At 64.9% G+C, this 26075-nt stretch carries 27 protein-coding genes; 7 read left to right on the plus strand and 20 right to left on the minus strand.

The features are described 5' to 3' along the window. Window positions 1–155: 155 nt before the first annotated feature. Entirely contained in the window at window positions 156–698 is a 543-nt protein-coding gene (locus G6P99_RS26510) for an RDD family protein (protein WP_029081121.1), read from the plus strand. An 86-nt stretch (window positions 699–784) separates the two neighbouring features. Further along, the gene (locus tag G6P99_RS26515) at window positions 785–1561 is read left to right on the plus strand and encodes an arginyltransferase (RefSeq protein WP_029081120.1); all 777 of its coding nucleotides are present in this window, start codon (window positions 785–787) and stop codon (window positions 1559–1561) included. Between the two features lie 116 nt (window positions 1562–1677). Here G6P99_RS26515 and G6P99_RS26520 read toward each other — a convergent pair whose 3' ends face one another. Further along, window positions 1678–3051, minus strand: a complete 1374-nt coding sequence (locus G6P99_RS26520; RefSeq protein ID WP_029081119.1) for an Nramp family divalent metal transporter — start codon at window positions 3049–3051, stop codon at window positions 1678–1680. 390 nt (window positions 3052–3441) lie between these two features. Here G6P99_RS26520 and G6P99_RS26525 point away from each other — a divergent pair, with 390 nt between their 5' ends. Further along, complete coding sequence (locus G6P99_RS26525; protein WP_029081118.1) at window positions 3442–4683, plus strand: MFS transporter; 1242 nt, start codon at window positions 3442–3444, stop codon at window positions 4681–4683. A gap of 102 nt (window positions 4684–4785) precedes the next feature. On the opposite strand, the gene G6P99_RS26530 is transcribed toward G6P99_RS26525, so the two are convergent. Further along, complete coding sequence (locus G6P99_RS26530) at window positions 4786–6039, minus strand: adenylate/guanylate cyclase domain-containing protein (RefSeq protein WP_029081117.1); 1254 nt, start codon at window positions 6037–6039, stop codon at window positions 4786–4788. A gap of 174 nt (window positions 6040–6213) precedes the next feature. On the opposite strand from G6P99_RS26530, the gene G6P99_RS26535 reads away from it, so the two are divergent. Then, window positions 6214–6405, plus strand: coding sequence for a hypothetical protein (locus G6P99_RS26535; RefSeq protein ID WP_029081116.1), 192 nt, complete (start codon window positions 6214–6216; stop codon window positions 6403–6405). On the opposite strand, the gene G6P99_RS26540 is transcribed toward G6P99_RS26535, so the two are convergent. Next, window positions 6406–7284: a DMT family transporter gene (locus tag G6P99_RS26540; protein WP_029081115.1), complete on the minus strand. Its 879-nt coding sequence runs from the start codon at window positions 7282–7284 to the stop codon at window positions 6406–6408. Window positions 7285–7363: 79 nt separating this feature from the next. Between G6P99_RS26540 and G6P99_RS26545 the strand changes: the two genes are divergently transcribed. Beyond that, the gene (locus tag G6P99_RS26545; protein ID WP_029081114.1) at window positions 7364–8185 is read left to right on the plus strand and encodes a helix-turn-helix domain-containing protein; all 822 of its coding nucleotides are present in this window, start codon (window positions 7364–7366) and stop codon (window positions 8183–8185) included. Here the strand turns inward: G6P99_RS26545 and G6P99_RS26550 are convergent. The 13 genes from G6P99_RS26550 to rpoZ form a co-directional block, all read right to left on the minus strand. Continuing rightward, entirely contained in the window at window positions 8176–9003 is an 828-nt protein-coding gene (locus G6P99_RS26550; protein ID WP_029081113.1) for an N-acyl homoserine lactonase family protein, read from the minus strand. The genes G6P99_RS26545 and G6P99_RS26550 overlap by 10 nt on opposite strands. Window positions 9004–9031: 28 nt before the next feature. Beyond that, the gene (gene dmeF, locus G6P99_RS26555) at window positions 9032–9991 is read right to left on the minus strand and encodes a CDF family Co(II)/Ni(II) efflux transporter DmeF (RefSeq protein ID WP_029081112.1); all 960 of its coding nucleotides are present in this window, start codon (window positions 9989–9991) and stop codon (window positions 9032–9034) included. Between the two features lie 149 nt (window positions 9992–10140). Next, window positions 10141–11088: a cation diffusion facilitator family transporter gene (locus G6P99_RS26560; protein ID WP_029081111.1), complete on the minus strand. Its 948-nt coding sequence runs from the start codon at window positions 11086–11088 to the stop codon at window positions 10141–10143. 160 nt (window positions 11089–11248) lie between these two features. Then, the gene (gene parC / locus G6P99_RS26565) at window positions 11249–13504 is read right to left on the minus strand and encodes a DNA topoisomerase IV subunit A (protein WP_165123942.1); all 2256 of its coding nucleotides are present in this window, start codon (window positions 13502–13504) and stop codon (window positions 11249–11251) included. 72 nt (window positions 13505–13576) lie between these two features. Continuing rightward, a complete protein-coding gene (gene recO / locus G6P99_RS26570) occupies window positions 13577–14326 on the minus strand; it encodes a DNA repair protein RecO (protein WP_029081109.1) in 750 nt (249 codons plus the stop codon). Window positions 14327–14430: 104 nt separating this feature from the next. Continuing rightward, the gene (locus G6P99_RS26575) at window positions 14431–14811 is read right to left on the minus strand and encodes a hypothetical protein (RefSeq protein WP_029081108.1); all 381 of its coding nucleotides are present in this window, start codon (window positions 14809–14811) and stop codon (window positions 14431–14433) included. A gap of 44 nt (window positions 14812–14855) precedes the next feature. Further along, window positions 14856–15779 carry a GTPase Era gene (gene era, locus G6P99_RS26580; RefSeq protein ID WP_029081107.1) on the minus strand — a complete coding sequence of 308 codons (924 nt, stop codon included), beginning with the start codon at window positions 15777–15779 and terminating at the stop codon, window positions 14856–14858. Continuing rightward, a complete protein-coding gene (gene rnc / locus G6P99_RS26585) occupies window positions 15772–16593 on the minus strand; it encodes a ribonuclease III (protein WP_029081106.1) in 822 nt (273 codons plus the stop codon). Before rnc ends, era begins: the two co-directional genes overlap by 8 nt. Next, on the minus strand, window positions 16590–17351 hold the full coding sequence (gene lepB, locus G6P99_RS26590) for a signal peptidase I (protein ID WP_029081105.1): 762 nt from the start codon (window positions 17349–17351) through the stop codon (window positions 16590–16592). The genes rnc and lepB overlap by 4 nt, the downstream gene beginning before the upstream one ends. 284 nt (window positions 17352–17635) lie before the next feature. Next, a complete protein-coding gene (gene acpS / locus G6P99_RS26595) occupies window positions 17636–18052 on the minus strand; it encodes a holo-ACP synthase (RefSeq protein ID WP_021078359.1) in 417 nt (138 codons plus the stop codon). Then, window positions 18049–18822, minus strand: a complete 774-nt coding sequence (locus G6P99_RS26600) for a pyridoxine 5'-phosphate synthase (protein WP_029081104.1) — start codon at window positions 18820–18822, stop codon at window positions 18049–18051. Before G6P99_RS26600 ends, acpS begins: the two co-directional genes overlap by 4 nt. 94 nt (window positions 18823–18916) lie before the next feature. Then, entirely contained in the window at window positions 18917–21208 is a 2292-nt protein-coding gene (locus G6P99_RS26605; RefSeq protein WP_165123945.1) for a RelA/SpoT family protein, read from the minus strand. A gap of 206 nt (window positions 21209–21414) precedes the next feature. Then, the gene (gene rpoZ / locus G6P99_RS26610) at window positions 21415–21807 is read right to left on the minus strand and encodes a DNA-directed RNA polymerase subunit omega (RefSeq protein ID WP_016844003.1); all 393 of its coding nucleotides are present in this window, start codon (window positions 21805–21807) and stop codon (window positions 21415–21417) included. A gap of 360 nt (window positions 21808–22167) precedes the next feature. Between rpoZ and G6P99_RS26615 the strand changes: the two genes are divergently transcribed. Together G6P99_RS26615 and G6P99_RS26620 are read left to right on the plus strand one after the other, a co-directional pair. After that, the gene (locus G6P99_RS26615; RefSeq protein WP_029081102.1) at window positions 22168–22803 is read left to right on the plus strand and encodes an NYN domain-containing protein; all 636 of its coding nucleotides are present in this window, start codon (window positions 22168–22170) and stop codon (window positions 22801–22803) included. Continuing rightward, window positions 22784–23443 carry a uracil-DNA glycosylase gene (locus tag G6P99_RS26620; RefSeq protein WP_029081101.1) on the plus strand — a complete coding sequence of 220 codons (660 nt, stop codon included), beginning with the start codon at window positions 22784–22786 and terminating at the stop codon, window positions 23441–23443. Before G6P99_RS26615 ends, G6P99_RS26620 begins: the two co-directional genes overlap by 20 nt. Here the strand turns inward: G6P99_RS26620 and G6P99_RS26625 are convergent. The 4 genes from G6P99_RS26625 to dapA form a co-directional block, all read right to left on the minus strand. Next, complete coding sequence (locus tag G6P99_RS26625; protein WP_029081100.1) at window positions 23440–24018, minus strand: peroxiredoxin; 579 nt, start codon at window positions 24016–24018, stop codon at window positions 23440–23442. The genes G6P99_RS26620 and G6P99_RS26625 overlap by 4 nt on opposite strands. 146 nt (window positions 24019–24164) lie before the next feature. Continuing rightward, on the minus strand, window positions 24165–24638 hold the full coding sequence (gene smpB, locus G6P99_RS26630; RefSeq protein ID WP_029081099.1) for an SsrA-binding protein SmpB: 474 nt from the start codon (window positions 24636–24638) through the stop codon (window positions 24165–24167). Between the two features lies 1 nt (window position 24639). Beyond that, window positions 24640–25056, minus strand: coding sequence for a large conductance mechanosensitive channel protein MscL (mscL, locus tag G6P99_RS26635; protein WP_029081098.1), 417 nt, complete (start codon window positions 25054–25056; stop codon window positions 24640–24642). Window positions 25057–25115: 59 nt separating this feature from the next. Further along, a complete protein-coding gene (gene dapA / locus G6P99_RS26640) occupies window positions 25116–26006 on the minus strand; it encodes a 4-hydroxy-tetrahydrodipicolinate synthase (protein WP_029081097.1) in 891 nt (296 codons plus the stop codon). Window positions 26007–26075 lie beyond the last annotated feature (69 nt).

Consider the following 26075-nt stretch of genomic DNA (forward strand, 5'->3'; position numbering starts at 1 on the left):
GTCCCCCGTCGTCGCACAACCTCCAGCCTACACCGGGGCGGGCGCTTCCGGCCGCCGAATCGCCTGATTATTTCGGCTAGTTGATGTTCGCGCGGACTTGGCAGGCGAGCCTCCTGCTCCCATGTCCTGCGCGGGACTTTCATCGGAGGTTGGTCATGTCCTATGGCAACGACAGCGGCACCTGGCGCAACGACGGCGGCGTTCCCCCGCATGCGTTCGATCCGTTGATGCAGCCGGACTTGTTCCGCGGCGTGCTGACGCGACGCGTGTTTGCGTTCCTGATCGACCTCGTCGTGCTGTCGGTGCCGGTGATCCTGGCGGTGATCTTCATCGCGGTGTTCGGCGTCGTCACGCTCGGCCTCGGCTGGGCGCTGTTCTGGCTGGTGTCGCCGGCCTCGATCGTCTGGGCCATCGTCTATTACGGCGCCTCGATCGGCGGGCAGCACTCGGCCACCATCGGCATGCGCATGATGGATCTGGAACTGCGCACCTGGTACGGCGCGCGCGGCTATTTCGTGCTCGGCGCCACCCATGCGGTGCTGTTCTGGGTGACGATCTCGTTCCTGTCGCCGCTGGTGCTGCTGATCGGACTCCTCAACGGCCGCCGCCGGCTGTTGCACGACATCATCCTCGGAACCGTCGTTATCAACAGCTCGGTCCGGACCCAGGTCAGCCCGGCCGCGCGGGCCTATTATTAGGCCCCCCTAAACCAATTGACCGTTAGCCTCCGGAGGGCGATGCTAACTCGGCTGCCTGTATTGTTTGTGGAGCCCGACGATCTGACGTGACCCAGCACTCGCGTGATACCCCCCAGTTCTATCTGACGGCGCCCTCACCGTGCCCGTATCTGCCGGGCCGGCACGAGCGCAAGGTTTTCACGCACCTGGTCGGCGACAAAGCTGGCGATCTCAACGACTTGCTGACCCATGGCGGCTTCCGCCGCAGCCAGTCGATCGCCTACCGCCCGGCCTGCGACGCCTGCCGGGCCTGCGTCTCGGTCCGGGTGGTCGCCAACGAATTCCGCCCCTCCCGCAACTTCCGCAAGGTGCTGGCCCGCAACGCCGACATCATCGGCGAGCAGCGCACCGCGGTGCCGACATCAGAGCAATATTCGGTGTTCCGGGCCTATCTCGACCGCCGCCACCGCAACGGCGGCATGGCCGACATGACGGTGCTCGACTACGCGATGATGGTCGAGGACAGCCATGTCGAGACCCGGATCATCGAGTACCGCAAGCGCAATGCCGACAGCGCCATCACCGGCCGCGGCGACGAGCTGATGGCGGTGGCGTTGACCGACGTGCTCAGCGACGGGCTGTCGATGGTCTATTCGTTCTTCGAGCCGGGGCTTGAGGCCCGCTCGCTCGGTACCTTCATGATCCTCGATCATATCGCCCGCGCCCGCCGCCAGGGCCTGCCCTACGTCTATCTCGGCTACTGGATCGAGGGCTCGAAGAAGATGGACTACAAGGGCCGCTTCCTGCCGCAGCAACGGCTCGCGCCGTCGGGCTGGCTGCGCGTCGACGCCACGGGTGAAGCGCTGGCCGAGCCGCAGGACTAGAGCATTTTCGGTTCTGATTGAATCAGAACCGAAGCTCTAGATTCTTGTTTTGACGCGTTTTCTTCACGCGAACCGGCGTCCACTTCGCTTGAAAACGCTCTGGCGCGTCAGACGCTCTAGGTGCCGAAGAACGTATCGATCAGCAGCTTCACGTTCAGGATCACGATCAGCCCGGCGACGATCCAGGCCGTCACCGCAACCGGCAGCGAAATCGCGAACGTGCCCATCTTGCGCTTGTCGGACACGAAGCGCACCAGCGGGATCACCGCGAACGGCAGCTGCATCGACAGCACGACCTGGCTGAAAACCAAAAGCTGTGCGGTGCCGCTCTCGCCATAGAGCGCAGCGACCACGATGACCGGGACGATCGCGATGCCGCGCGTCACCACCCGCTGCGCCCAGTTGGGCATCCGCAGGTTCAGAAAGCCCTGCATCACGATCTGGCCGGCCAGCGTCGCCGTCACCGTCGAGTTGAGGCCCGACGCGAGCAGCGCCACGGCAAACAGCGTCGAGGCGATGCCGAGTCCGAGCAGCGGCGACAGCAGCTCGAACGCCTGGTCGATTTCGGCGACGTCGGAATGGCCGCTCTTGTGGAAGGTCGCGGCCGCCAGCACGAGGATGGCAGCATTGACGAACAGCGCCAGCATCAGCGCGATGGTTGAGTCGGTGGTCGCCCATTTGATCGCATCGCGCCGCCCCTCCTCGGTGCGCGGATAGGCGCGGGTCTGCACAATCGAGGAGTGCAGATAGAGGTTATGCGGCATCACGGTGGCGCCGATGATGCCGATCGCGATGTAGAGCATCTCCGGATTGGTGACGATCTCGCGCGACGGCATGAAGCCGCCGATCACGCCGGCAATCGGCGGCGCGGCGGCTGCGATCTGGACCACGAAGCAGACCGCGATGACGATCAGCAGCGCGATCACGAAGGCTTCGAGGAAGCGGAAGCCGCGGTTCATCAGGAGCAGCAGCAGGAACGCGTCGAGCGCCGCGAGCAGCGCGCCGCCGATCAGGGGAATGCCGAACAACAACTTCAGCGCGATTGCAGTGCCGATCACTTCGGCGAGGTCGCAGGCGATGATCGCAGCCTCGCAGGCGAGCCAGAGCACGAAATTCACCGGCCGGGAATAGGTGGCGCGGCAGGCCTGGGCGAGATCGCGGTCGGTGGCGATGCCGAGCCTTGCCGCAAGCGCCTGCAGCAGGATCGCCATCAGGTTCGAGAGCAGGATGACCGACAGCAGCGTGTAGCCAAACTTCGATCCGCCGGCGATATCGGTGGCCCAGTTGCCGGGGTCCATGTAGCCGACCGAGACCAGATAGCCGGGTCCGGCGAAGGCCAGCAGCCGCCGCCACCACAGGCCGCCGGTGGGCACAGCGACGGTCGCGTTCACCTCTGGAAGGCTGCGCGTGTGTCCGGCGTCACCCCGCCAGCCTCCTGGCAAGGTGGTGGGAAGGGAAACGGAAGGCATTTCAGGGGTCCGAGCGTCCATGCTGCCAAGATGGCCGAACTCATTCGTTATTGCAACTCATTTGCAACTGCATCTAGGCTCACGAAGGCGCGACCGCCGCCCCGCCTTCCCGGCACCGCAAAAACCCGCCGCATCCAGGCCCAGGGCGGAGGGATCGCCAGCGATGCCGCACCGAAGGGATCGCTCGTCCAGCGGATCGCTTGCGGACAATCACCAGAACGGGCGCGAGCGTCAGGCCGATGCAGCGGTAACCACAGTGCATGTTCGGCGCAGCGGATCGACGCCGATGCCAATTTCGCGCGTGACACCATTCGCATGGCGAGGACGCTGACGCGTTGTCTGAAAACGGGTGGGATCGGACGTCGTCCAACCACACAGTATGGCCAGATCGAATGTCCCAGGGATTCTGCCATGTCCGCCGATACGCCTCGCCTGCCGGCCACCTTCAATCGCCTCGCCTGGTCCAACCTCGCCGCGCAATCGGCCGAGCAGATCGCGCTTGCGGCTGCGCCCATCGTCGCCGTGCTGCTGCTCGGCGTCGGCGAAGGCCAGACCGGCCTGTTGCAGACCGCACTGACGCTGCCCTTCATCCTGTTTGCGATCCCCGCGGGCCTCTTGGCCGACCGCGTGTCACGGCGGTGGGTGATGGCGGGCTCCGAGGCGCTGCGCGCGGCCGCACTTGCCGCGATCCTGCTGCTGTTGTGGCTTGGCCTGATGACGCTGCCGCTGCTCGCTCTGCTCGGCTTCGTCGCGGTCTGCGGCACGGTCGCCTACAGCGTCGCAGCGCCCGCGCTGGTCCCGTCGCTGGTGACTTCACAACAATTGCCGGCCGCTAATGCTCGCATCGAGCTTGCGCGCACCGTCGCCTTTGCCAGCGGCCCCGCGCTCGGCGGCGTGCTGGTCGGCTGGGTCGGCGCTGCGCCCGCATTCGGCTTCGCCGCGGCGCTGTCGGCGATCGCCGTCGTGCTGCTCGCCGGCATCTACGAGCCGGCGCGTCCGCCCGCGCCGCGACGTCATCCACTGCAGGACATCAAGGAAGGCGCGGCCTTCGTGATGCACCACGCTTTGCTGCGGCCGGTGTTCATCACCCAGTTCATCTTCAACACCGCATCGTTCCTGCTGCTCGCCGTGTTCGTGCCCTATGCGGTGCGCCATCTCGGGCTCAGCGCCACCGGCGTCGGCACGACGCTCGCGATGTACGGGGTCGGCATGGTGGTCGGCGCGCTGTTCGCAACCCGCGTGATGAAGCGGCTGGCGTTCGGCACCGTGATCGGGCTCGGCCCGGTCACCGGCTTCGTCGCCGCGGCCGTGATGGCGCTGACGACGTGGTTTCCGACCCCGCTGCTCGCGGGCCTCAGCTTCTTCCTGCTCGGCGTCGGTCCGATCCTGTGGGTGATCTCGACCACCACGCTGCGGCAATCGGTGACGCCGCCCTCGCTGCTCGGCCGCGTCTCGGCGATCAACATCATGAGCTACGGCGCCCGCCCGCTCGGCTCCGCGCTCGGCGCCATCGTCGGCGGGTTCTACGGCGCCGAAGCCTGCCTCTATCTCGCGGCCGCGATCTTCGCCGCCCAGGCGCTGGTGATCCTGATGTCGCCTGCGGTGTCGCTGAGGCGGCAGCCCGACATGGTCGGTGAACCGGCGCGGTGCTAGCTCTACGTTTTCGTCATTGCGAGCGAAGCGAAGCAATCCATTCCTCCTCTTGCGGAGAGATGGATTGCTTCGTCGCTTCGCTCCTCGCAATGACGGGAGGGTTCAGCTCGCCAGATAGCGCTCGTATTTGCCGCCGACGACCTCGTCGGCGGCAACAGCCGGATCCAGCGTGTAGAGATCCTGCGCGTGGCCGATCCCGCGCAGCACGAAGCGGCCGGTGGAGACCAGATAGTTGCGGCCGGCGGCGTCGAGCCCGGTGCGGAAGTCGGTCGAGGTCAGCAATTCCCGATCGACCGAGGCGCACATCGAGGCGATCCGGCTGACCTCGTTGACGGCGGGCCCGACCACCGTGAAATCCAGCCGGTCCTCGCTGCCGATATTGCCGTAGAAGACCTCGCCGACATGGAGCCCGACATAGGCCGACGTGGTCGGTCGCCCCTCGTTCTCGCGGCGATCATTCAGCACCCGCATATTATGACGGAATCTGTGCTCGGCCCGCAGCGCCGCGCGCTTGGCGCCCGTCATGTTCTCGCTGGTGAACATCGCCAGCACGCCGTCGCCGATCAGCTTCAACACCTCGCCGCCGGCATCGTGGATCGCATCGATCGAGGCCTGCGCGTAGTCGTTGAGGAACGGGATGATCTCGTCGGGGCCGATGCGCTCGCTGATCGCGGTCGAGCCGCGCACGTCGGAGTACCACAGCACGGCCTTGATCTTCTCGGTGATGCCGCGCTGCATGCGCCCGCGCAACACCTGCTCCGCCGTCTCGCGGCCGAGATAGACCCGCCCGAGCGTGCGCGCGATCTCGACCTGCGCCGCCGATTTGATCGCGAGCCCGAGCACCGGCACCAGGTCGCGCAGCGCCGCCATGTGGTTGGCATCGAACCCATCCGAACGGCGGGTGGTGTAGTAGGAGTAGAAGCAGTCCATCTCGCCGATCGTGCCGGCCTCGCCGAAGCGATGCACGAACGCGGCGAAATGCTTGTGGCCCTTCTCGGCAAGGTCGCCGATCATCGAAAAATCGTGCGAGCCGGTGAGATCAATCACCATCTCGTCATGTCCGTTTTCGAGCATGTGGTAGAAGGCCGACCGCCGCCAATTCTGGCCGGCCTCGCCGCTGCTGGTCGAGCCGTATTCGAAGATGTCGGCCTCGTTGCTCTCGCCGTCGTTCCAGCGGAAGCCGCGTCCCTCGAAGATCGGATGCAGGGTGTCGATGAAGACGATCGCCCGCGACAGCGGCATGCCCCCAGCCCGGCAGCGCTCGCAGAAGCCGCGCAGCAGGTCGTTTTCCGGCAGGCCGGTCAGACCCCGGCGGACCAACCAATTCATGAGGCGCAAACGGGGCGTCAGTTCCATACTTTGGATTATGCCGGGCAGTTGGTGCGGGAGGAAGGGCTGGTCGTCGCGTGATAGATGCGGACGCCAATGCAGCATTGCAAGGCCGCCAGCCTCACCATTTCGCGCGGAACACCGCCGCTGAAGTCTGAGATTCCCGCTTCCCTTTGCTGCGGCCTTCGCGCACAAGAGCGCATGGACAATGATGCCAGCCCGCCAAATCCGATCCGACGCTTCATGCAATGGGCGATCACCCCGCCGCAATCCTATGGGGTCTATCTTGCCGGCCTCATCCTGATCTTCACCCTGTCATTCTACGCCGGCACGCTGAAACCGAAGCACGTGCCCGGCCCGCCGGCGACCGCGCTATCAGCCCCGCGCAGCTGATCAGGCCGCTTTGGTCTCCGACGTCGCGATCCAGATTCCGGCGAATACCGCGATCAGGCCGACGACCAGATTGACCGTGATCGGCTCCCCGACCATTTGCTTGGCGAGCAGGCCTGCGGCGATCGGATTGACCGTCATGGTGTTGGCAACGCGGGTTGGCGATGCCCGCTCCAGCGCCAGCACCCACAGGATGAAGGCCAGCGCGCCGCCGGCTATGCCAAGATAGAGCCCCGCGATCCATTGCGACGTGCCGAAATCGCGCAGGGTCGCCAGGCTGCCGGTGAACGTCCCCACCGCCACCAGCGCGGCCGCACCCGCACCCATGCCCACGGCGAGGAAGCCGAGCGCGCTCGAGCGGCGGATGAACGGTCGCGACAGCACGTTGTAGAACGCCATGCAGAGCACCGCGGCGGCCATGATCAACTCGCCGCGCCATGCCCCCGGCGGCGCCGCCGACAGCCCGGAGGCCAGCGCGGCCGCCACGCCGAGCACGGCAATCGAGACCCCGGCCGATTTGCGCATCGTCAGCGGCTCGATGCCGAGCAAGGCGCCGACCACCATGGTCGAGAGCGGCAAGGTCGCCAGCGCAAGGCTGGCGCGCGCCGCCGTCGTGTAGGATATCGCAAGATTGTAGAGCACGAAGAACACGCCGAAGAAGGCGACGCCGAGCGCTGCGACCGCAGGCCAATCCTCGCGCCGCGGCCATTTCGCGCCGAGCAGGACCGCGGCGGGGAGCACGCAGAGAAACCCGATTGCCCAGCGCAGGATCGCCAGCGTGATCGGGTCGGCGTTACCAGCCAGATAGCGCGTGATCGCCGCCGCCGTACCGCCGAGGCAGCTCGAGACCAGTGCAATCGCAACGCCGATCCACTCGCCCATCCTGCACCCCATGCGTTTCGCGTTCGCTTGTGGCATCTTGCCGAGCGAGATCATTCCGGCAACTACCTGACAGGTACTCATGTCGCAGCAGCACGATTTTGCAGCCAGCCTGCGCTGGTGGCGGCAGCGCAAGGGCCACTCGCAACTCGAGCTCGCCGGGCGTGCGAATATCTCCCAGCGCCATCTGAGCTTCCTCGAGCTCGGGCGCGCCGCACCGAGCAGGGACATGGTGATCCGGCTCGCTGCCGCGCTCGACGTGCCGTTGCGCCAGCAGAACGCGCTCTTGGTCGCGGCCGGCTTCGCGCCGGTATGGCGGCAGACCGACCTTGCCGCGCCGGAGCTCGCCCAGATCCGTCGCGCGCTGGATTTTATACTCGCGCAGCAGGAGCCGTTCCCGGCGGTCGTGGTCGACCGGCACTGGAATCTGCTGCTCGCCAATGCTGGCGCCGGGCGGCTGGTGGAATTCCTGGTCGGACCATTGGCTCCCGGCACGCCGGTCAATCTCGCCGACGCGCTGGTCGCGCCCGACGTGCTGCGCCCCTATCTCACCAACTGGGCCGAGGTGGCCGGCTATTTCGTCCGCAGCGTCGAGGCCGATGCCGCCGCCGACGGCACCACCGCGACGGCGGAATTGCTCAAGCGCCTGGTGTCCCATGACGGTGTCGAAGCCGCGTTGGCCGCACCGCCTGCGGGGCCGGCGTCCGGACCGGTGCTGCCGATGCTGTTCCGCAAGAGCGACGTCCGCCTGCAGCTGTTCACCACGATCGCGACGCTCGGAACGCCCCAGGACGTCACGCTGCAGGAGCTGCGCATCGAAAGCTTCTTTCCGATGGACGAGGCGACGGCGGCGCTGTTCCGGAATTGGTCGAAAGCGAGCGGCGCCAAAGCGGCTCAATCATAGAAGTCCGGCGACATTTTCAGTCCGTCGCGCTGCGCTTTGTCGTGGTTGATCCAGAGCTGCGCCTTTTCCTTGGTCAGCGTGTCGGCGATCTTCTGCATCGAGGCCAGCGTCTGGTCCTTGCTGGCGTTCAGGCTCGGCACGCGCCGATTGTCCCAATTATCCTTGAAGTGAACGGCATCGCCGGTGAGCACCACCGCGCCGGCCTTCGGCAGCTTCACCAGCAGCGATTGGTGACCGGGCGTGTGGCCCGGTGTCGACAGGATGGTGACGCTGCCGTCGCCGAACACGTCGCGATCGCCCTCGAGCTTCGTGGCGGGATGCTCAGGCTTGAAACGCGGCGCGTTGTTGGTGCCAGGCCACTCATATTCTGCCTTCTGCACATACAGCATCGCGGCCGGGAACAGCTCGACATTGCCGATGTGATCCGGATGGGTGTGCGAGACGGCGATTGCCTTGATGTCCGACGGCTTGACCCCGAGCTGGTCGAGCTGCGCGGCAAGCGTCTTCGGCCGCCGCCAGGTGACCGCCTTGGGATCGGCAGGCGCCAGGCCGTTCGGCATCTCCGCCACCGCGTCGGGAATGCCGGTGTCCCACAAAAACCAGCCCTGCGCGTGTTTGATCAGATAGCAATTGTCGACGAAGTCCATCGACTTGCCTTCATTCACGCCGGGCGACCAGCGTGAAATGTCACCCGCGACGCCCTCGCCGCAGTTGAGGATGTACAGCCTCTCGACACCGGAATTCGCAGGCTGAGCATATGCCTGCGGCAACGCGGCCACGACCCAGAACAATATTGCAAGACCGATTGCCTTCATCATGTTGCCTTCCCTGGTCGAGCCGATCGCTTCAATGCGCGTGGTCGTGGTCCGCACAGGTCTCGACCTCGACTGTGACGTGGCTGAGGCCGGACAGGCCGCCGAGCCGGCGCTTGTAGGTCGCAGGCGGCAGCGGGTGATCCGAGACTACCGAGATCACGGCGGCGCGGTGGCCGGGGCCGACCTGCCACAAATGCAAATCGGTGACGCGGTCTCCTTTGGTTTCGATGCGTTCGCGGATGGTGGTCTCCAGATGCGTGTCGGCGCTGACATCGAGCAGCACGGCGCCGGCCGCGCGAATCAGGCCGTAGGCCCAGCTCGCGATCACGATGCTGCCGATGATGCCGACCAGCGGGTCGGCCCAGACCCAGTTCGCAACCATCGCGACCAGCAGCGCGCCGATCGCCAGGATCGAGGTCGCGGCGTCGGCCAGGACATGGACGTAGGCGGCGCGCAGGTTGTTGTCATGGTGATGGTGGTGGTCATCGTCATGGTGATGATCGTGGCCATGGCCGTGATGATGGTGACGATCATGGTCATCACGCAGCAGCCAGGCGCTGGTGAGGTTGACGGCGAGACCGAGCGCCGCGACCATGATCGCCTCGCTGTAAGCGATCGGCACCGGGTGCAGCAGCCGGTCGATGCTCTCCCACGCAACCTGGATCGCGATCATGGCCAGGATGATCGCGCTGGAGAACGCGGCGAGATCGCCGAACTTGCCGGTCCCGAACGAGAAGCGTGCATTGCCGGCCTGGCGCCGCGCCAGCAGATAGGCGAGCCCTGCGATGCCGAGCGCGGCCGCATGCGTCGCCATGTGCCAGCCGTCGGCGAGCAGCGCCATCGACCCGGACAGCCAACCTGCGACGATCTCGCCGACCATCATCACGGCCGTGAGCGCCACCACGATCCAGGTCCGGCGCTCGTTCTGGGAATGCCCGGCACCGAGGAAGACGTGCTCGTGGGTCCACTGATTGATCGAATGCGAGTGCATGGCAAGTCTCCGATAAACTGCGCGATCGCGATGCGATCGGCGCCGGTGCTAAAGCGCGATGAGATGAGGTTGAATCATTGTCGCGCCTTAGCTTCTTGTCTGAGCATGATCTTTCCGGAAAACCGCTTCGCACTTTTCCGGATCATGCTCTAGACCATTTCCGCCGGCGCCAGCCGACAGGTCTCGCTGCTGATTTCGACCTGCAGCGTAGCATGGTGAATGCTGAACCGCTCCGACAGCTTTGCACAGACCTGATGCAGGAACGCATCGTCATGTCCGCCGGGGCGCACCAGGTGTGCGGTCAACGCGGTTTCGCTCGTGCTCATCGCCCAGATGTGCAGGTCGTGCACCTCGGTGACGCCCTCGAGCGCGGCCAGATAATCCCTCACTTCCTTGAGATCGATGCCCCTTGGTACCGCATCAAGCGCGAGGTTGACGCTGTCGCGGGCGAGTTCCCAGCCGCTCAGCAGTACGACCACGGCGATGACTAGGCTGATCGCGGGATCGAGCCATTGCCAGCCGGTCGCCATGATGAGCAGCGCGGCGACGACGACGCCGAGCGAGACGCCGGCATCGGCCGCCATGTGCAGATAGGCGCCGCGCACATTGAGGTCGCTGTCGCGGCCGCGCATGAACAGCAGCGCGGTGCCGCCATTGATCAGGATGCCGAGCGCCGCGACCCAGACCACGGTCCAGCTTGCCACCTCGGCAGGCTCGCGGAAGCGGTTGATCGCCTCGACCGCAATGCCGCCAACCGCGATCAGGAGCAGCCCGGCGTTGAACAGCGCCGCCAGGATCGAAGCGCGGCGGTAGCCATAGGTATGGGTATCGGTCGGGCGCTTGCCGGCGAGCCACGCCCCGCCCCAAGCCAGCAGCAGCGCGATGACGTCGGAGAGATTGTGAACGGCGTCGGAGACCAGCGCCAGCGAGTTGGCGGAATAGCCGAAGATCAGCTCCGCGACGACGAAAGCGGCGTTGAGCGACGCGCCGATTGCGAAGGCCGTGCCAAAACTGTCGGGCGCATGGCTGTGCCCGGCATGGGAATGCTCGTGAGAATGACCGCTGTGGTCATGGTCGTGGTCGTGATTGTGCGCCATGGCAACCGTCGCCCGCTATCGTCGGCGACGGTTATAGCGCGGCAAAATGTGGATACTATCACACCGCGCTCGCCGAAGACCGTAGGGCGGACCAGCCGAAGGCGTAATCCGCCGCGACAAGAATGGCGGGTTACGGCTTGCGCCTAAGCGCCCTACGCAACTACTCCACGCCGCGATTGAACTTGTTCGACTTCGGCAGGCCATGGGCGAGCCGGCCGGCGTCGGCGCGGTTGCCGCGCCAGTCGGCCAGTTCCTTCAGGGTCATGCTGTGCTCGCGGCCGGCGGAATCCTTCCAGGTCAGGCCGGTCTTGGAATCGAACACCGCGACATCGGACAGCGAGGCACTGGTGTATTTCTGCAGGCGCATGCCGCGGCCGCGCGCCATCTCCGACACCTGGTCGAGACCGAACAGCACCATCTTGTGGTTGGTGCCGATCACCGCGACGGTGTCGCCGGTTACGGTCGTGATCGCACAAGCCTCGTTCGGCGCATCGACGATGAGCACCTGCTTGCCCTTGCGGGTATTGCCGACGCAGTCCTCTTCCTTGACGACAAAGCCCTGCCCCTCGCTGCTCGCGATCAGGAACTTGCGCTCGCCCTTGTTGACGAACAGCGAGATGATCGCGGCGTCCTGCTCGAGGTCGATGAACATGCGGATCGGCTCGCCATGGCCGCGGCCGCCCGGCAGCTTGGCGACGTCGAGCGAGTAGAACTTGCCGTTGGTGGCGAACAGCAGCAGCTTCGAGGTGGTCTCGGCAAAGAACGAGTGCTCGAGCTTGTCGTCGGTCTTGAAGGCGAGCCCCGAGAGATCCTCGACGTGCCCCTTCAGCGTCCGCACCCAGCCCTTCTCGGAAATCACGACGGTGCACGGCTCGCGCTCGACCAGGGCCTCCTCGATCGCGGCGAGATCATGCTCGGGCGCATCGGCGAAGGTGGTGCGGCGCTTGCCGAGCGGCGTCTTCGGCCCAAAGATGTCGCGGACCTTGCGCACCTGGTCGCTGACCTTGGTCCATTGCTCGCTCTCGGAACCGAGCAAGCCCTCGAGGCCCTTCAGCTCCTTGCGCAGATCCTTGTCCTCGGTGCGGATCTCCATCTCCTCCAAGCGGCGCAAATTGCGCAGGCGCATGTTGAGGATGGCGTCGGCCTGGACGTCGGAGAGCTTGAAGGTCTTCATCAAGACCGGCTTGGGGTCGTCCTCGGTGCGGATGATCTTGATCACCTTGTCGAGGTTCAGAAAGGCGATCAGCTGTCCGCCCAGGATTTCGAGCCGGTGCTCGATCTGGGTCTTGCGGAAGTTGGAACGGCGGATCAGCACGTCACGCAGATGGTCGAGCCATTCGCGCAGGCACTCGGCAAGGCCGACCACCTTCGGAATGCGGCCCTTGATCAGCACGTTGAGGTTCAGCGAGATCTTGCTTTCCAGCTCGGTCAGCCGGAACAGCGACTCCATCATCAGCGCCGGATCGACGGTGCGCGACTTCGGTTCGATGACGAAGCGGACATCCTCCGCGGATTCGTCGCGCACGTCGCCGACCAGCGGCAGCTTCTTCTGGTCGAGGAGCTCCGAGATCTTCTCGTGCATGCGCGACTTCTGCACCAGCCACGGGATTTCGGTGACGACGACCACCCAGGCGCCGCGGGCGCCCTCCTCCACCGACCAGCGGGCGCGGGTCCGGAACGAGCCGCGGCCGGTGGTATAGGCCTCGATGATCGATTCCTTGGAATCGACGACGATGCCGCCGGTCGGGAAGTCTGGGCCCTTGACCCATTTCAGCAGCGCCTTCGACTTGGCGTCGGGCTTCTCGATCAGATGCAGCGCGGCGTCGCAGAGTTCGGCGGCGTTGTGCGGCGGGATCGAGGTCGCCATGCCGACCGCGATGCCCTGCGCGCCGTTGGCGAGCAGGTTCGGGAAACCGCCCGGCAGCACCACGGGCTCTTTCGACTGGCCGTCGTAATTGGCGCGGAATTCGACGCCGTCCTCGTCGATGCCGTCGAGCAGCAGCCGCGCGACCTCGGTCATGCGCGCTTCGGTGTAGCGGTAGGCGGCCGGATTATCGCCGTCGATATTGCCGAAATTGCCCTGGCCGTCGACCAGCGGGTAGCGCGAGGAGAAATCCTGCGCCAGACGCACCATGGCGTCATAGATCGCCTGGTCGCCATGCGGATGGAACGAGCCCATCACGTCGCCGACGATCTTGGCCGACTTCTTGAACGCCGCGCGCGGGTCGAGCCCGAGCAGGTCCATGCCGTAGAGGATGCGCCGGTGCACCGGCTTCAGCCCGTCGCGGGCGTCCGGCAGCGCGCGGTGCATGATGGTCGAGAGCGCATAGGCGAGATAGCGCTCCTCGAGCGCATCGCGTAGCGGCACCTCGTGAATCTCGGCTGGCTCTTCCGGCGGTATCTGTCGTTTTCCCATGGGGAGGCGTTAAACCTTGGCGATGAATCGGGCAAGCCGCGAATCACCGGGAATTTAGGTTGCGAATCGGGCTTAAGGAACCGCGGTCCGGCTCCGCCGCCGGGTCACGGCGTTGATAAATCCGTCGCGGGCGTCGGAATGGCCCTGGCCGCGCGGCTCCAGCACGTGGCGGAGCAGGAACAGGCCGGTGACCTGGAAACCGTCGAGCAGGTCCTGATCCGACCAGCTGTTGGCGCCGGCTTCGCCTTCGCGCAGGAATGCCGGCAGCGGCAACAGCCGGTCGCGCCACGGCTCGCCGGCCGTGCGGGACACGGCGCCGCCGGATTTCGGCGACACGTAGACCAGGTCGGTGGTCTCCCCGGTGGCCGCGCAGTTGTCCAAATCGAGCCCGAAGCCGAGCTCGGTCAGCATCGCGAGCTCAAACCGGATCAGGTGCACAGCGGCAACGCCGGCGTCATCGAAATCGTCGAGCGTCCCCTGCAGCATCTCGTAGATGTCTTCATGCGGATCGCGCTCCGGCAACAGCCGCGCCAGCGCCGCCAGATGCGTGACGCCATAGACGGCGTGCGACGAGGCCAGCAGCGTCGCCGCCCGCAGCCGGGTGCCCTCCAGCGCATACATCCCGAGATGCTCGTCGAGCCGCGCCCGCCACACCGCGGTGACGCTGTTGCCGGGCTGCAGCAGCGGCCGCATCCGCGAGCTGGCGCCGCCGCGCACCAGGCCGAGATGGCGGCCGTGCTCGCGCGTCAACAGCTCGACGATGGCGGAGGATTCGCCATGCCGCCGCACGCCCAGCACGATGCCTTCGTCGGTCCATTCCATGGTTGCAAAAGTATCATGTGGAGCGGATCAGCGCAGCGTAATCCGCCGATATCGCCAGGAAGTTACACGGCGGGTTACGCTTCGCTAACCCGCCCTACGCAGGCTTACGCGTTGAACCAGCCCTGCGCGTCGCCGGTGAAGGAATAATACAGCCCGGCCGTGGTCAGGATGCAGGACACCACCTCGATGGCGCTGTCGAGCTCCAAGCCCCTTTCGCCCATCACCTGCACCAGCGAGATCACCGACAGCACCAGCATGGCAGCCAGCGCCCAGCGCGGCCAGTTCTTGCGGTGCCGCGCGGCGAGCCGGACGAAATACACCAGGAGCAGGATCATGCAGCCGGCCGTCAGCGTCTCGCCCGTGATCATCTGCTCGGTCCTCACGACACTCGGCGTTCGGTCCTGGAACGCCACCGACAGCGCGTCGAGCGTCAGCGACAGATAGAGCAGCACCTCAAACCACAGCACGTTTCTGGGCACATTCATCGCTCTGGGCACGCTCATTGCTCTGGGCACGTTCAAACGCCGATCTATTCCTTGGGGAATTCCAGTCCCATTTCCCGGTAGCGGTCGGGATCGTCGCCCCAGTTCTCGCGCACCTTGACGAACAGGAACAGATGCACCGGCACGCCCATGATCTCGGCGAGCTCGGCGCGCGCCTGCGCGCCGATCGACTTGATGGTGGCGCCGCCCTTGCCGAGCACGATCTTGCGTTGGCTCTCGCGCTCGACATAGATCGTCTGCTCGATGCGGATCGACTTGTCCTTGCGGTCGGTCCAGCTGTCGGTCTCGACCGTCGACTGGTACGGCAATTCCTGATGCAGATGGCTGTAGATCTTCTCGCGCGTGATCTCGGCGGCCAGATGCCGCATCGGCGCGTCCGACATCTGGTCTTCGGGGTAGTGGAACGGCCCCTCGGGCACCATCTGCGCCAGCGTCCGCCGCAGATCGTCGACGCCATCCCCCGACAACGCCGAGATCATGAATGTGTGCTCGAAGCGCATGCGTTCGTTGGCGGCCTGCGCCATCGCGAGCAATTTTTCCCGCTGAACGAGGTCGACCTTGTTCAGCACCAGGATCTTGGGATGCGCGACGGATTCGAGCTTAGCCAGAATCGCCTGCGCCTCCTCGTCGATCCCAGCCTTGGCATCGAGCAGCACGCAGACGAGATCGGCGTCGTGGGCGCCACTCCAGGCGGTCGACACCATGGCGCGGTCGAGCCGGCGCCGCGGCGCGAAGATGCCGGGCGTATCGACCAGGATGATCTGCGCATTGCCCTCGATCACGATGCCGCGGATCAGCGCGCGCGTGGTCTGCACCTTGCGCGAGACGATGGTGACCTTGGAGCCGACCAGCGCATTGACCAGCGTCGACTTGCCGACATTGGGCGCACCGATCAGCGCGACGAAGCCGCAGCGCGTCGCGTCCGCCTGCCCCTTGGCTTCGTCAGTCATTGGTGCCGACGCCTTCACGCTCGATCATCGCGGATGCTGCTGCTTTCTCGGCCGCGCGCTTGTTGCCGCCGAGCCCCTCGGCGGAGGCCAGTCCCGGCAGGTCGACCGCAACGCGGAATTGCGGATCGTGGTGCGGGCCGGTGCGTTCGACCTCGCGATAGACCGGCGTCGGCAGTCCCTTGCCCTGCGCCCATTCCTGCAGCACGGTCTTGGGATCGCGCAGCGGCCGGCGCAGCTTGTGCATCCGCTCGGTCCAGTTGCGCTCGACGAACTGGCGCGCCGCCTCGTAGCCGCCGTCGAGAAAGATCGCGCCGATCACCGCTTCGCAGATGTCGCCGAGCACGGATTTGCGCAGCCGCGCGCCTTCGACCGCCTTCACCATGCCGAGCTTGATGTCCTCGAGCAGTCCGAGCGACTTGGCGACGTCGGCGCAGCTCTCCTTGCGCACGAGGTCGGCGAGCCGCTTCGACAATTCGCCCTCGTCGGCCTTGGGGAACGCCCGGAACAGCATGTCCGAGACGATCAGGCCGAGCACGTGGTCGCCGAGAAATTCCAGCCGCTGGTAGCTGTCAGCGCGGTTGCGGGTGGCGGGCTTCAGCGCGGAGACGTGGGTGAACGCGGTCGTCAGAAGCGCCGGATCCGAGAAATTGTAACCGATGCGCGCCTCGGTGCCGGCGATCGCGGCCTTCTCTTCGGCCGCCTTGACGGCCTTGCTGCGCCGCTTCTTCGGCGCAGCCGTGCCCTCGGCGGCAGGCGTCGGGCTCGGCTCGCCGGCGGGCGCTTGATCGTTGATGGCTGCGGTGTCGTCGTTCATCGCACGATGGAGAATAGGCGGTTCCACCGCACCGCGAACGGCCAGCGCCAGATCATCCAGGCCTGCTCGCCCTCGGCGATCGAGAAGAAGATCATCTGGGCCCGCCCGATGATGTTCTCGAACGGCACGTAGCCGACCTGCGACAGGAAGCGGCTGTCGGTGGAATTGTCGCGGTTGTCGCCCATCATGAAGAAATGGCCGGGCGGAACGGTGTAGACGATGGTATTGTCCATGTAGCTGTTGTCGGTGCAGTCCAGCGCCTCATAGCTGACGCCGTTCGGCAGGGTTTCCTTCCAGCGCTTGACGCGGGCGGTTGCATCCGCCGAGCCGCAAGGGTCCTCGCCGATGAAGTCGCTCAGCCGTTCCCGCTTGATCGGCTCATCATTGATGTAGAGCAGCCCGTTCCTGACCTCGATCCGGTCGCCCGGCAGTCCGATGACGCGCTTGATGTAGTCGGTGGAGTCGTCGCGCGGCAGGCGAAACACCACGATGTCGCCGCGGTTCGGCTCCGAGCCGAAGATGCGCCCCGAGAAGATGTTCGGCGAGAACGGGATCGAATAATGGCTATAGCCGTAGGAATATTTCGAGACGAACAGGTAGTCGCCGACCAACAGCGTCGCCTTCATCGAGCCCGACGGGATGTTGAACGGCTGGAACAGGAAAGTGCGGATGACGAGCGCGATCAGAAGGGCATGGATGACGACGCGGATGGTCTCGCCAAAGCCGCTCTCAGATTTGGTTCCGGTGGTCGCGCTCATTGCTTTCCCAATTCCCGCGGGCCCAGATGCCCGCGCGGTGGCAGAACGTTCTCTCCACGCGAAGCGCTCGATCCCCGCGTGAGGAAAATGGCCTTGATTCTGATCTTGAGGGCAAATCCCGACCTAAACCCGAAATTCGCGTCTCGCTCGATATACCCAGCGGCGTTTTAGACGGTTGTTCGCAAGGGCGCAATCAATCGCCGCCTCAAAACTTCGCAATTCATTGAAATGTCAATGATTTTTTAGTTTGCTAAAGTTTTCCGGCCGATTCCGGCGCCCTGCGCTCATCTGGCCGGAGCAACCGCCGAAATTATGACGAAGGCCTGAGCCAGCGGCCAATCGTCCGTGATCGAAAGGTCGATCTGCGCTTGCATGCCCTCCGGCGTCAGTTCCTGGAGCCGGGCCAGCGCCCCACCGGTCAGCCGCATCGAGGGCCGCCCTCCCGGCAGGTTGACCACCCCCATGTCCTTCCACCACACCCCGCGCCGGATACCGGTGCCGAGCGCCTTGGAGCAGGCCTCCTTCGCGGCGAAGCGCTTGGCGTAGGTCGCCACCACCATCTTCTCATTGTTGGCCCGGCGCATCGCCTTGGCGCGCTCGGCATCGGTGAAGATGCGATCGAGGAATCGCTCGCCATGGCGCTCGATCACCTTCGCGACCCGCGTGATATCGATCAGGTCGGAGCCGATACCGATGATCATGCGCCGACTGCGCCTTGCGCCCTGGCGCGGCCACGATCCATCGCCGCGCGCATCTCACGCACTGTGCCTGCGATGCCGACGAACAGCGCCTCGCCCATCATGAAGTAGCCGATGTTCAGCTCGCGGATTTCGGGCAGCGCGGAGATGATCTCGGCGGTGTCATAGTCGAGCCCGTGGCCGGCGTGGACCTCGAGCCCGGCCGCCTGCGCGAGCTTGGCGCCATCGATGATGCGCTTCCATTCGGCCGCCGCCTTGTCGGTGTGACCGTCGACCGCGGCGTCGCACCAGCCGCCGGTGTGGATCTCGATCACCGGCGCCTTCAGCTTCGCGGCCATCTCGATCTGCCTGGGATCGGCGGCAATGAACAGCGAGACCCGGATGCCGGCATCATTGAGCCGCGCAATGAAGGGCGCCAGCGCATTGTGCTGGCCGACCACGTCCAGGCCGCCTTCGGTGGTGAGTTCCTGACGTCGCTCCGGCACCAGGCAGACGGCGTGGGGCCTGGTGGCGAGCGAAATCCGCAGCATGTCGTCGGTCGCCGCCATCTCGAAATTCAAAGGCTTGGAGATCTCGGCCTTGAGCCGCGCCATGTCCTCGTCGCGGATGTGGCGGCGATCCTCGCGCAAATGCGCGGTGATGCCGTCGGCGCCGGCTTCGATCGCGGCCAGCGCCAGCCGCACCGGATCGGGCCGCGCCCCGCCGCGCGCATTGCGCAGGGTCGCGACGTGATCGACATTGATACCGAGGCGCAGCGGAGGAGCATTTGACATTTTCTTGGACCTGCAAATCTAACTCGTCATGCGCGGGCATAGCGGCCCGAAGGACGGCGTCGCTTCCGCTCGCCTATGTCCCGCGCATCCATCTTCAACCATTGACGCGCTCGACCTTTGCGACGACGGCCTTGGCGCGCAGTTGCGCGATGATAGCGAGGAGATGCTTGAGGTCATAGACCTCAAGATCGATGGTCAGCTCCGTGAAATCCGGCGACTGGCGCGACATGTGGATGTTGTCGATATTGCCGTCGTGCTCGGCGATCACGGTGGCGATCTGGGCGAGGCTGCCGGGCTCGTTCACATTGTGGACCAGGATACGCGCCGGGAAACGCTGCGGCATGGTCTCGTCGATGTCCCAGCGCACGTCGAGCCAGCGCTCCGGCTCCTCCTCGAAATCCTTCAGCGCCGGCGACTGGATCGGATAGATCGTGATCCCCTCGCCCGGCGTCACGATGCCGACGATCCGGTCGCCCGGCACGGCGCCGCCGTTCGGCGCGAATTTCACCGGCAGGTCGGAATTGATGCCGCGCACCGGGATCACCGAGGTGGCGCGCGCCGGATGCGGCGGGGTCTGCGTCTTCAGCTTGGCGGCGAGCCCCTTCTTGGCGCCATAGCGCACCAGGCGCTCTTCCTTGTAGTCGGGATACATCGCGCGCGCGACATCGGAAGCCTTGATCTCGCCGCGCCCGACCGAGGCCATCACGTCCTCGATCGAGGAACGCGCGAGCCGCGGCAATGCGCCCTTCAGCTTGTCGTCGGCATATTCGATCTTGGCGCGGGCAAACAGGCGGTCGACGATGCGGCGGCCGAGGCCGGCATACTGGTCGCGCACGGCATCACGGGTGGCACGCCGGATCGCGGCCCGCGCCTTGCCGGTGCGGGCGAGCGCTTCCCAGGCCGATGGCGGCGCAGACTGCGCCTTCGAGGTCAGCACCTCGACCTCGTCACCATTCTGCAACTCGGAGGACAACGGCGCGAACTTGCCATTGATCTTGCAGCCGACCGCGCTGTTGCCGACACCGGTGTGCACGGCATAGGCGAAATCGATCACATTGGCGTTGCGCGGCAGCGCGATCAGCTTGCCCTTCGGCGTGAAGCAGAACACCTGGTCGTGGAACAGCTCGAGCTTGGTGTGCTCCAGAAACTCTTCCGGATTGGCGCTTTCCGAAAGGATGCCGATGGTGTGGCGCAGCCAGGCGAAGGCGTTGGACTCGTGCTTCATCCGCTCGTGCGGCGAGCCCGCCCCTTCCTTGTAGAAGGCGTGCGCGGCGATGCCGAACTCGGCGATCTGGTTCATCTCCTCGGTGCGGATCTGCAGCTCGACGCGCTGCTTGCCCGGACCGATCACGGTGGTGTGGATCGAGCGGTAGTCGTTCTGCTTCGGCGTCGAGATGTAGTCCTTGAAGCGGCCCGGCACCACCGGCCAGGTGGTGTGGACGATACCGAGCGCGCGGTAGCAGGCGCCGACATCATCGAGGATGACGCGGAAGCCGTAGATGTCGGAGAGCTGCTCGAAGCCGACCGACTTGCGCTCCATCTTGGTCCAGATCGAAAACGGCTGCTTGCGGCGACCGAACACCCGCGCGGTGATGCCGTTCTTCTGCAGGTTCTTGGAGAGCTGGCTTTCGATCTCGCCGATTAAATTGCGGTTGCGCTCGGCCAGCGCATCGAGCCGCTGCTTGACCACGGCATAGGCCTCGGGATCGAGCACGAAGAAGGACAGGTCCTCGAGCTCCTCGCGCATCTCCTGCATACCCATGCGGCCGGCGAGCGGCGCATAGATGTCCAGCGTCTCGTCGGCGATGCGGCGGCGCGAGGCCGGCGGCACGAATTCCAGCGTGCGCATGTTGTGCAGGCGGTCGGCGAGCTTGATCAGCAACACGCGGACGTCGTCGGCAATCGCCAGCAACAGCTTGCGCAGATTCTCGGCCTGCTTGGCCTCGCGCGACACCAGCTCCAGCCGCTTCAGCTTGGTCAGGCCTTCGACCAGCGCCCCGATCTCGTGGCCGAAGACATGATCGATCTCGGCGCGCGTCGCCTCGGTGTCCTCGATCGTGTCGTGCAGCAGGGCCGCGACGATCGTGGCATCGTCGAGCTTGAGGTTGGTGAGGATCGCGGCGACCTCGAGCGGATGCGAGAAATAGGGATCACCGGAGGCACGGGTCTGCGTGCCGTGCGCCTTCATGGCGTAGACATAGGCGCGGTTGAGCAGATCCTCGTTGGTATCGGGGTTATAGGAGCGGACGCGCTCGACAAGGTCATATTGTCGCATCATGCGCGTCCGCGGCTTGGCCGGCCGCTCCGCCGCGGACGACGCCGGCGCCACCGCGACCGTTTCGGTTGCAGCCTGCATCTGGATGGAACTGCGGCGTCGATACGCCATGAACGCGATGCCTCTCCCGCGGGACCGGAACGTCCCACCTTGCTCAATCTAGTGCGCTTTCGAATGAAGCAGCACCCTGCGCGGGCCTTGGAACCGTTCAATTTCCCGCGCCTGCATAGGACGCACCGTAACAGCGAAATTGTCAACAAAAGCAAAGGCCCGGAGCAATGTCCGGGCCTTTTTCAAATCAATCCGAAACGAGGAGCTTATTCGTCTTCCTCGGGCTGCTCCTCCGGGGGCGCCAGGCCTTCGAGGCCCTTCAGCAGCTCTTCCTCGGTCATCCGTTCGACTGCGACCTCGGTGTCGTCGGCATCAACGCTGGCACCGGCGGAACCGATCAGCGGCACGGTGTCGGGCTCGGGCTCGTCGACCTCGACGAACTTCTGGAGCGAGTGCACGAGTTCCTCTTTCAGGTCTTCCGGCGAGATCGTCGAATCGGCGATCTCTCGCAGCGAGACCACCGGATTCTTGTCGTTGTCGCGATCAACCGTGAGTTGCGAGCCCGACGAGATCATCCGGGCGCGATGCGCAGCCAACAGGACGAGGTCGAAACGATTGTCGACCTTATCAATGCAATCTTCGACGGTGACGCGAGCCATCTCGAGGCGCTCCGTGGTAAAAGGAACCGAACATGTTGGTTATGAGGGTTAGTTATAGGGCTAGCCCCGGTTTCGCAAGGTAAAATTTGTGATTTGCCTTCCCAACAGGCTCTGATAACCCGATCTGCCGGGGCCAGAAGGGCCGGAGCGTCTGACGACATGGCTAGGTTGCTGTCCCAGACAAGTAAATCTCTTCATTGCAATGTCAAAGGTCTAGGCTTTTTGCCCTCGCCTCACCATAATTGCGGTGGTGACTGTCGTGGGGAAAGATTCACAGAACTTTAGGCAGCAACGCAGGAAATTGCGCGCGGTCGTTCGCCGCTGCGCTAAAAACACTAACAACCACGCGAGAACACTTTGATGTCGTCACCTGTTTCCAACAAGATCGCGCTCTTCATCGACGGAGCCAATCTGTACGCAACCGCAAAGACGCTGGGCTTCGACATCGACTACAAGCGCCTCCTCAAGGAATTCCAGAGTCGAGGCACGCTGTTGCGGGCGTTCTACTACACGGCGATCATTGAAGATCAGGAGTACTCGTCGATCCGTCCGCTGATCGACTGGCTCGACTACAACGGCTACACCGTCGTCACCAAGGCCACCAAGGAATTCATCGACGCCAGCGGCCGCCGCAAGGTGAAGGGCAATATGGACATCGAGCTCGCGGTCGATGCCATGGAACTTGCCGAACACATCGACCAGATGATCCTGTTTTCCGGCGATGGCGACTTCCGTTCCCTGGTCGAGGCAGTGCAGCGCCGCGGCGTCCGCGTCACCGTCATCTCCACCATTGCCAGCCAGCCGCCGATGATCGCCGACGAGCTGCGCCGCCAGGCCGACGTCTTCACCGATCTCGTCGAGCTGCAATCCAAGCTCGGCCGCGATCCGTCCGAACGTCCGGCCCCGCGCGAACCGCGTCACCACTCCCCGCAATTCCTGCAGCGCGCGACCACCACCATGGCCCCACGGGGAGCCGATGACGATTTCGACGAGTAACCTCGTCGCCGCACCTACGCGCCCCGACAGCAACTGTCAGCTCTGTGTCAGGCTGGCCGACTTCCGCGCACAAGCGCGGGCCCTCCACCCGGACTGGTTCAACTCGCCGGTGGAGTCTTTCGGCGACCCAAATGCGCGGCTGTTGATCGTCGGGCTCGCGCCGGGCATGCAGGGCGCCAACCGCACCGGCCGTCCCTTCACCGGCGATTATGCCGGTGACCTGCTCTACGCGACCCTGCTCGAATATGGCTTCGCCAGCGGCGTCTATCAGGCGCGCCCGGACGACGGCCTCAAGCTGGTCGACAGCCGGATCAGCAACGCGGTGCGTTGCGTGCCGCCGCAGAACAAGCCGCTACCGGCCGAGATCAACACCTGCCGGCAATTCCTGAGTGCCACCATCGCCACGATGCCGAAGCTGCGCGCGATCGTGCTGCTCGGGCGAATCGCCCACGAATCGACGCTGAGGGCGCTGGGCATCCGCTTGGCCGCGGCCCCCTTTGTGCACGGTGCAGTGCATAGCGCGGGTCCCTTCAAGCTCTACGACAGCTATCACTGCTCGCGCTACAACACGAACACGGGCGTGCTGACCACCGACATGTTCCGTAAGGTCTTCGCGACCGTGCGGAAGGATCTCGGCTAGAGCTTCGGATTATCCCTCAACCACTGCAGCACGTCGCCGGCGTTCCGGTCGGGCGGGAACACCGGATAGAACACGTGGGCGATGCGCGCATCGTCGACGACCAAAGCGAGCCGCTTGATCAGCGTCAGGCCCGCCACCGACATCGTCGGCAATCTCAGCGTGTGCGTCAGCTCCAGCGCTTCGTCCGACAGCACCGGGAACGGCAGGTGCAGGCGCGACGCCATTTCGGTCTGGTACGCATTGCTTTGGGTCGACAGCCCGAACACCTGCGCGGCCCCGGCCGCCTTCAGATCGGCGAACAGGTCGCGGAACGCGCAGGTTTGCGGCGTACAGCCGCGGGCGCCGGGGATCATGTCCCAATCATCGACCAGCCCGATCTTGCCGGGCTCGCCGGTTCGTGGATAGGCGAACACCACGGTGCGGCCCTCGAGCGCCGACAACGTGACCGACGTGTCGTTGGTGGCGCGCAAGGTCACCGGCGGGATCGTCATGCCGGTCAGATGCGCCGCGCCGCCGTCGTCCGTGGGCGGTGGGATCTTGCTCCAGTCGACATCGGTCAGGCTGCTCTGGCTCATCGCCCAAATCTCCGTGGGTCGTCATTGCGAGCCAACGGGTCGCGCCAACGCGCGCCCGATGATAAACTTGGCGAAGCAATCCACAGCGCCGCAGTGGATGGATGGATTGCTTCGTCGCTTCGCTCCTCGCAATGACGGCTTGAATTCTATCCTCGCGCCCGCATTAGGCGGCCCTTCTCGCGGCCCCAGTCGCGCTTCTTCTCGGACTCGCGCTTGTCGTGCAGCTTCTTGCCCTTGGCGATCGCGAGCAGCAGTTTGGCACGGCCGCGCTCGTTGAAGTACAGCTTCAGCGGAATGAGCGTCATGCCCTCGCGGTCGACAGCGCCGAGCAGCTTGTTGATCTGCTTGCGATGCAGCAGCAGCTTGCGCGGCCGCTTCGGCTCGTGGTTGAAGCGGTTGGCCTGCAGATATTCGGGGATATTGGCGTTGATCAGCCATATCTCGCCGTTCTTGGAATCCGCATAGGATTCCGCGATCGTGCTCTTGCCGCTGCGGATCGATTTCACCTCGGTGCCGGTCAGCGAGATGCCGGCCTCGATCGTATCCTCGATGGCGTAGTTGAAGCGGGCCTTTCGGTTTTCGGCGACAACCTTGATCGGACGTTCGTTCTTGTCGGCCACTTTAGCCCTTCTTGAGGAGGTCGCGGATTTCCGTCAGCAGCACGACCTCGTCGGACGGCTTCGGCGGCTCGGCGGGCTTGGCCTCATCCTTGCGCTTGAACTGGCTCATGGTGCGAATGACCAGGAACAGCACGAATGCGACGATCAGGAAGTTGAGCGTCAGCGTCAGGAAGTTGCCCCAGGCCAGCACCGCCCCCTGCTTCTTGGCGTCGGCCAGATTGGTCGCGTTGACCGCCTTGGAAAGTCCGGTGAAATAGTTGGAGAAATCGAGCCCGCCCGTGATCGCGCCGATGATCGGCATGATGATGTCGCCGACCAGCGAGGTGACGATCGCGCCGAAGGCCGCACCGATGATGACGGCGACGGCGAGGTCGACGACATTGCCCTTCATGGCGAATTCGCGGAATTCCTTCAGCATGCCCATCCCCTTCTCTTCGACGTTGCGCACGGCATTGTTCACGGCAGGTCCGGTCCGGCTCAGTTGATCAGGCCGGCATGCACCATGGCGCTGCGGACGGCAGTGCGGGTGGCTTCGGTGACCGGCACCATCGGCAGGCGCAGCTTCTCGTCCAGCTTGCCGAGCAGCGACATCGCGTATTTCACCGGCGCCGGGTTGCTCTCGATGAACAGATTGGTGTGCAGCGGCATCAGCTTGTCATGGATCTTCAGCGCCGTGGTGACGTCACCCTTCTGCCAGGCGGTCTGGAATTCCGAGCACAGCCGCGGCGCGACGTTCGAGGTCACCGAGATGCAGCCATGGCCGCCATGCGCCATGTAGCCGATGATGGTCGCGTCCTCGCCGGACAGCTGGTTGAAGTCCTCGCCCATCGCGGCGCGCTGCTGCGAGACCCGCACCATGCTCGCGGTCGCATCCTTGACGCCGGCGATGTTCTTCAGCTCGAACAGCCGCTTCATGGTGTCGACCGACATGTCGATCACCGAGCGCGGCGGGATGTTGTAGATGATGATCGGAATGCCGATCGCATCGTTGATCGCCTTGAAGTGCTGGTACATGCCTTCCTGGGTCGGCTTGTTGTAGTACGGCGTCACGACCAGCACCGCATTGGCCCCTGCCTTCTCCGCGTGCTTGGCGAGTTCGATCGCTTCCTTGGTCGAATTCGAACCGGCGCCGGCGATCACGGGCACCCGGCCCTTGGCCTCCTCGATGCACCACTCGACCACCCGCTTGTGCTCGTCATGGCTGAGCGTCGGGCTCTCGCCTGTCGTGCCGACCGGCACCAGGCCGTGCGTGCCCTCGGCGATCTGCCAGTTCACGAGGCTGCGGAACGCCGCCTCGTCCACCGAGCCGTTCTTGAAGGGCGTCACCAAGGCAGTGAATGACCCCCGGAATTTTGTCTTGGCTGCCATGGACTTCCTCCAAACGCTTCAGGCTATAGGCTAGGTCGACGGACCGTTCTTGTTGGCGCGCTTCACGTC

It is taken from the genome of Bradyrhizobium sp. 6(2017) (assembly GCF_011058295.2).
GTDB lineage: Bacteria > Pseudomonadota > Alphaproteobacteria > Rhizobiales > Xanthobacteraceae > Bradyrhizobium > Bradyrhizobium septentrionale.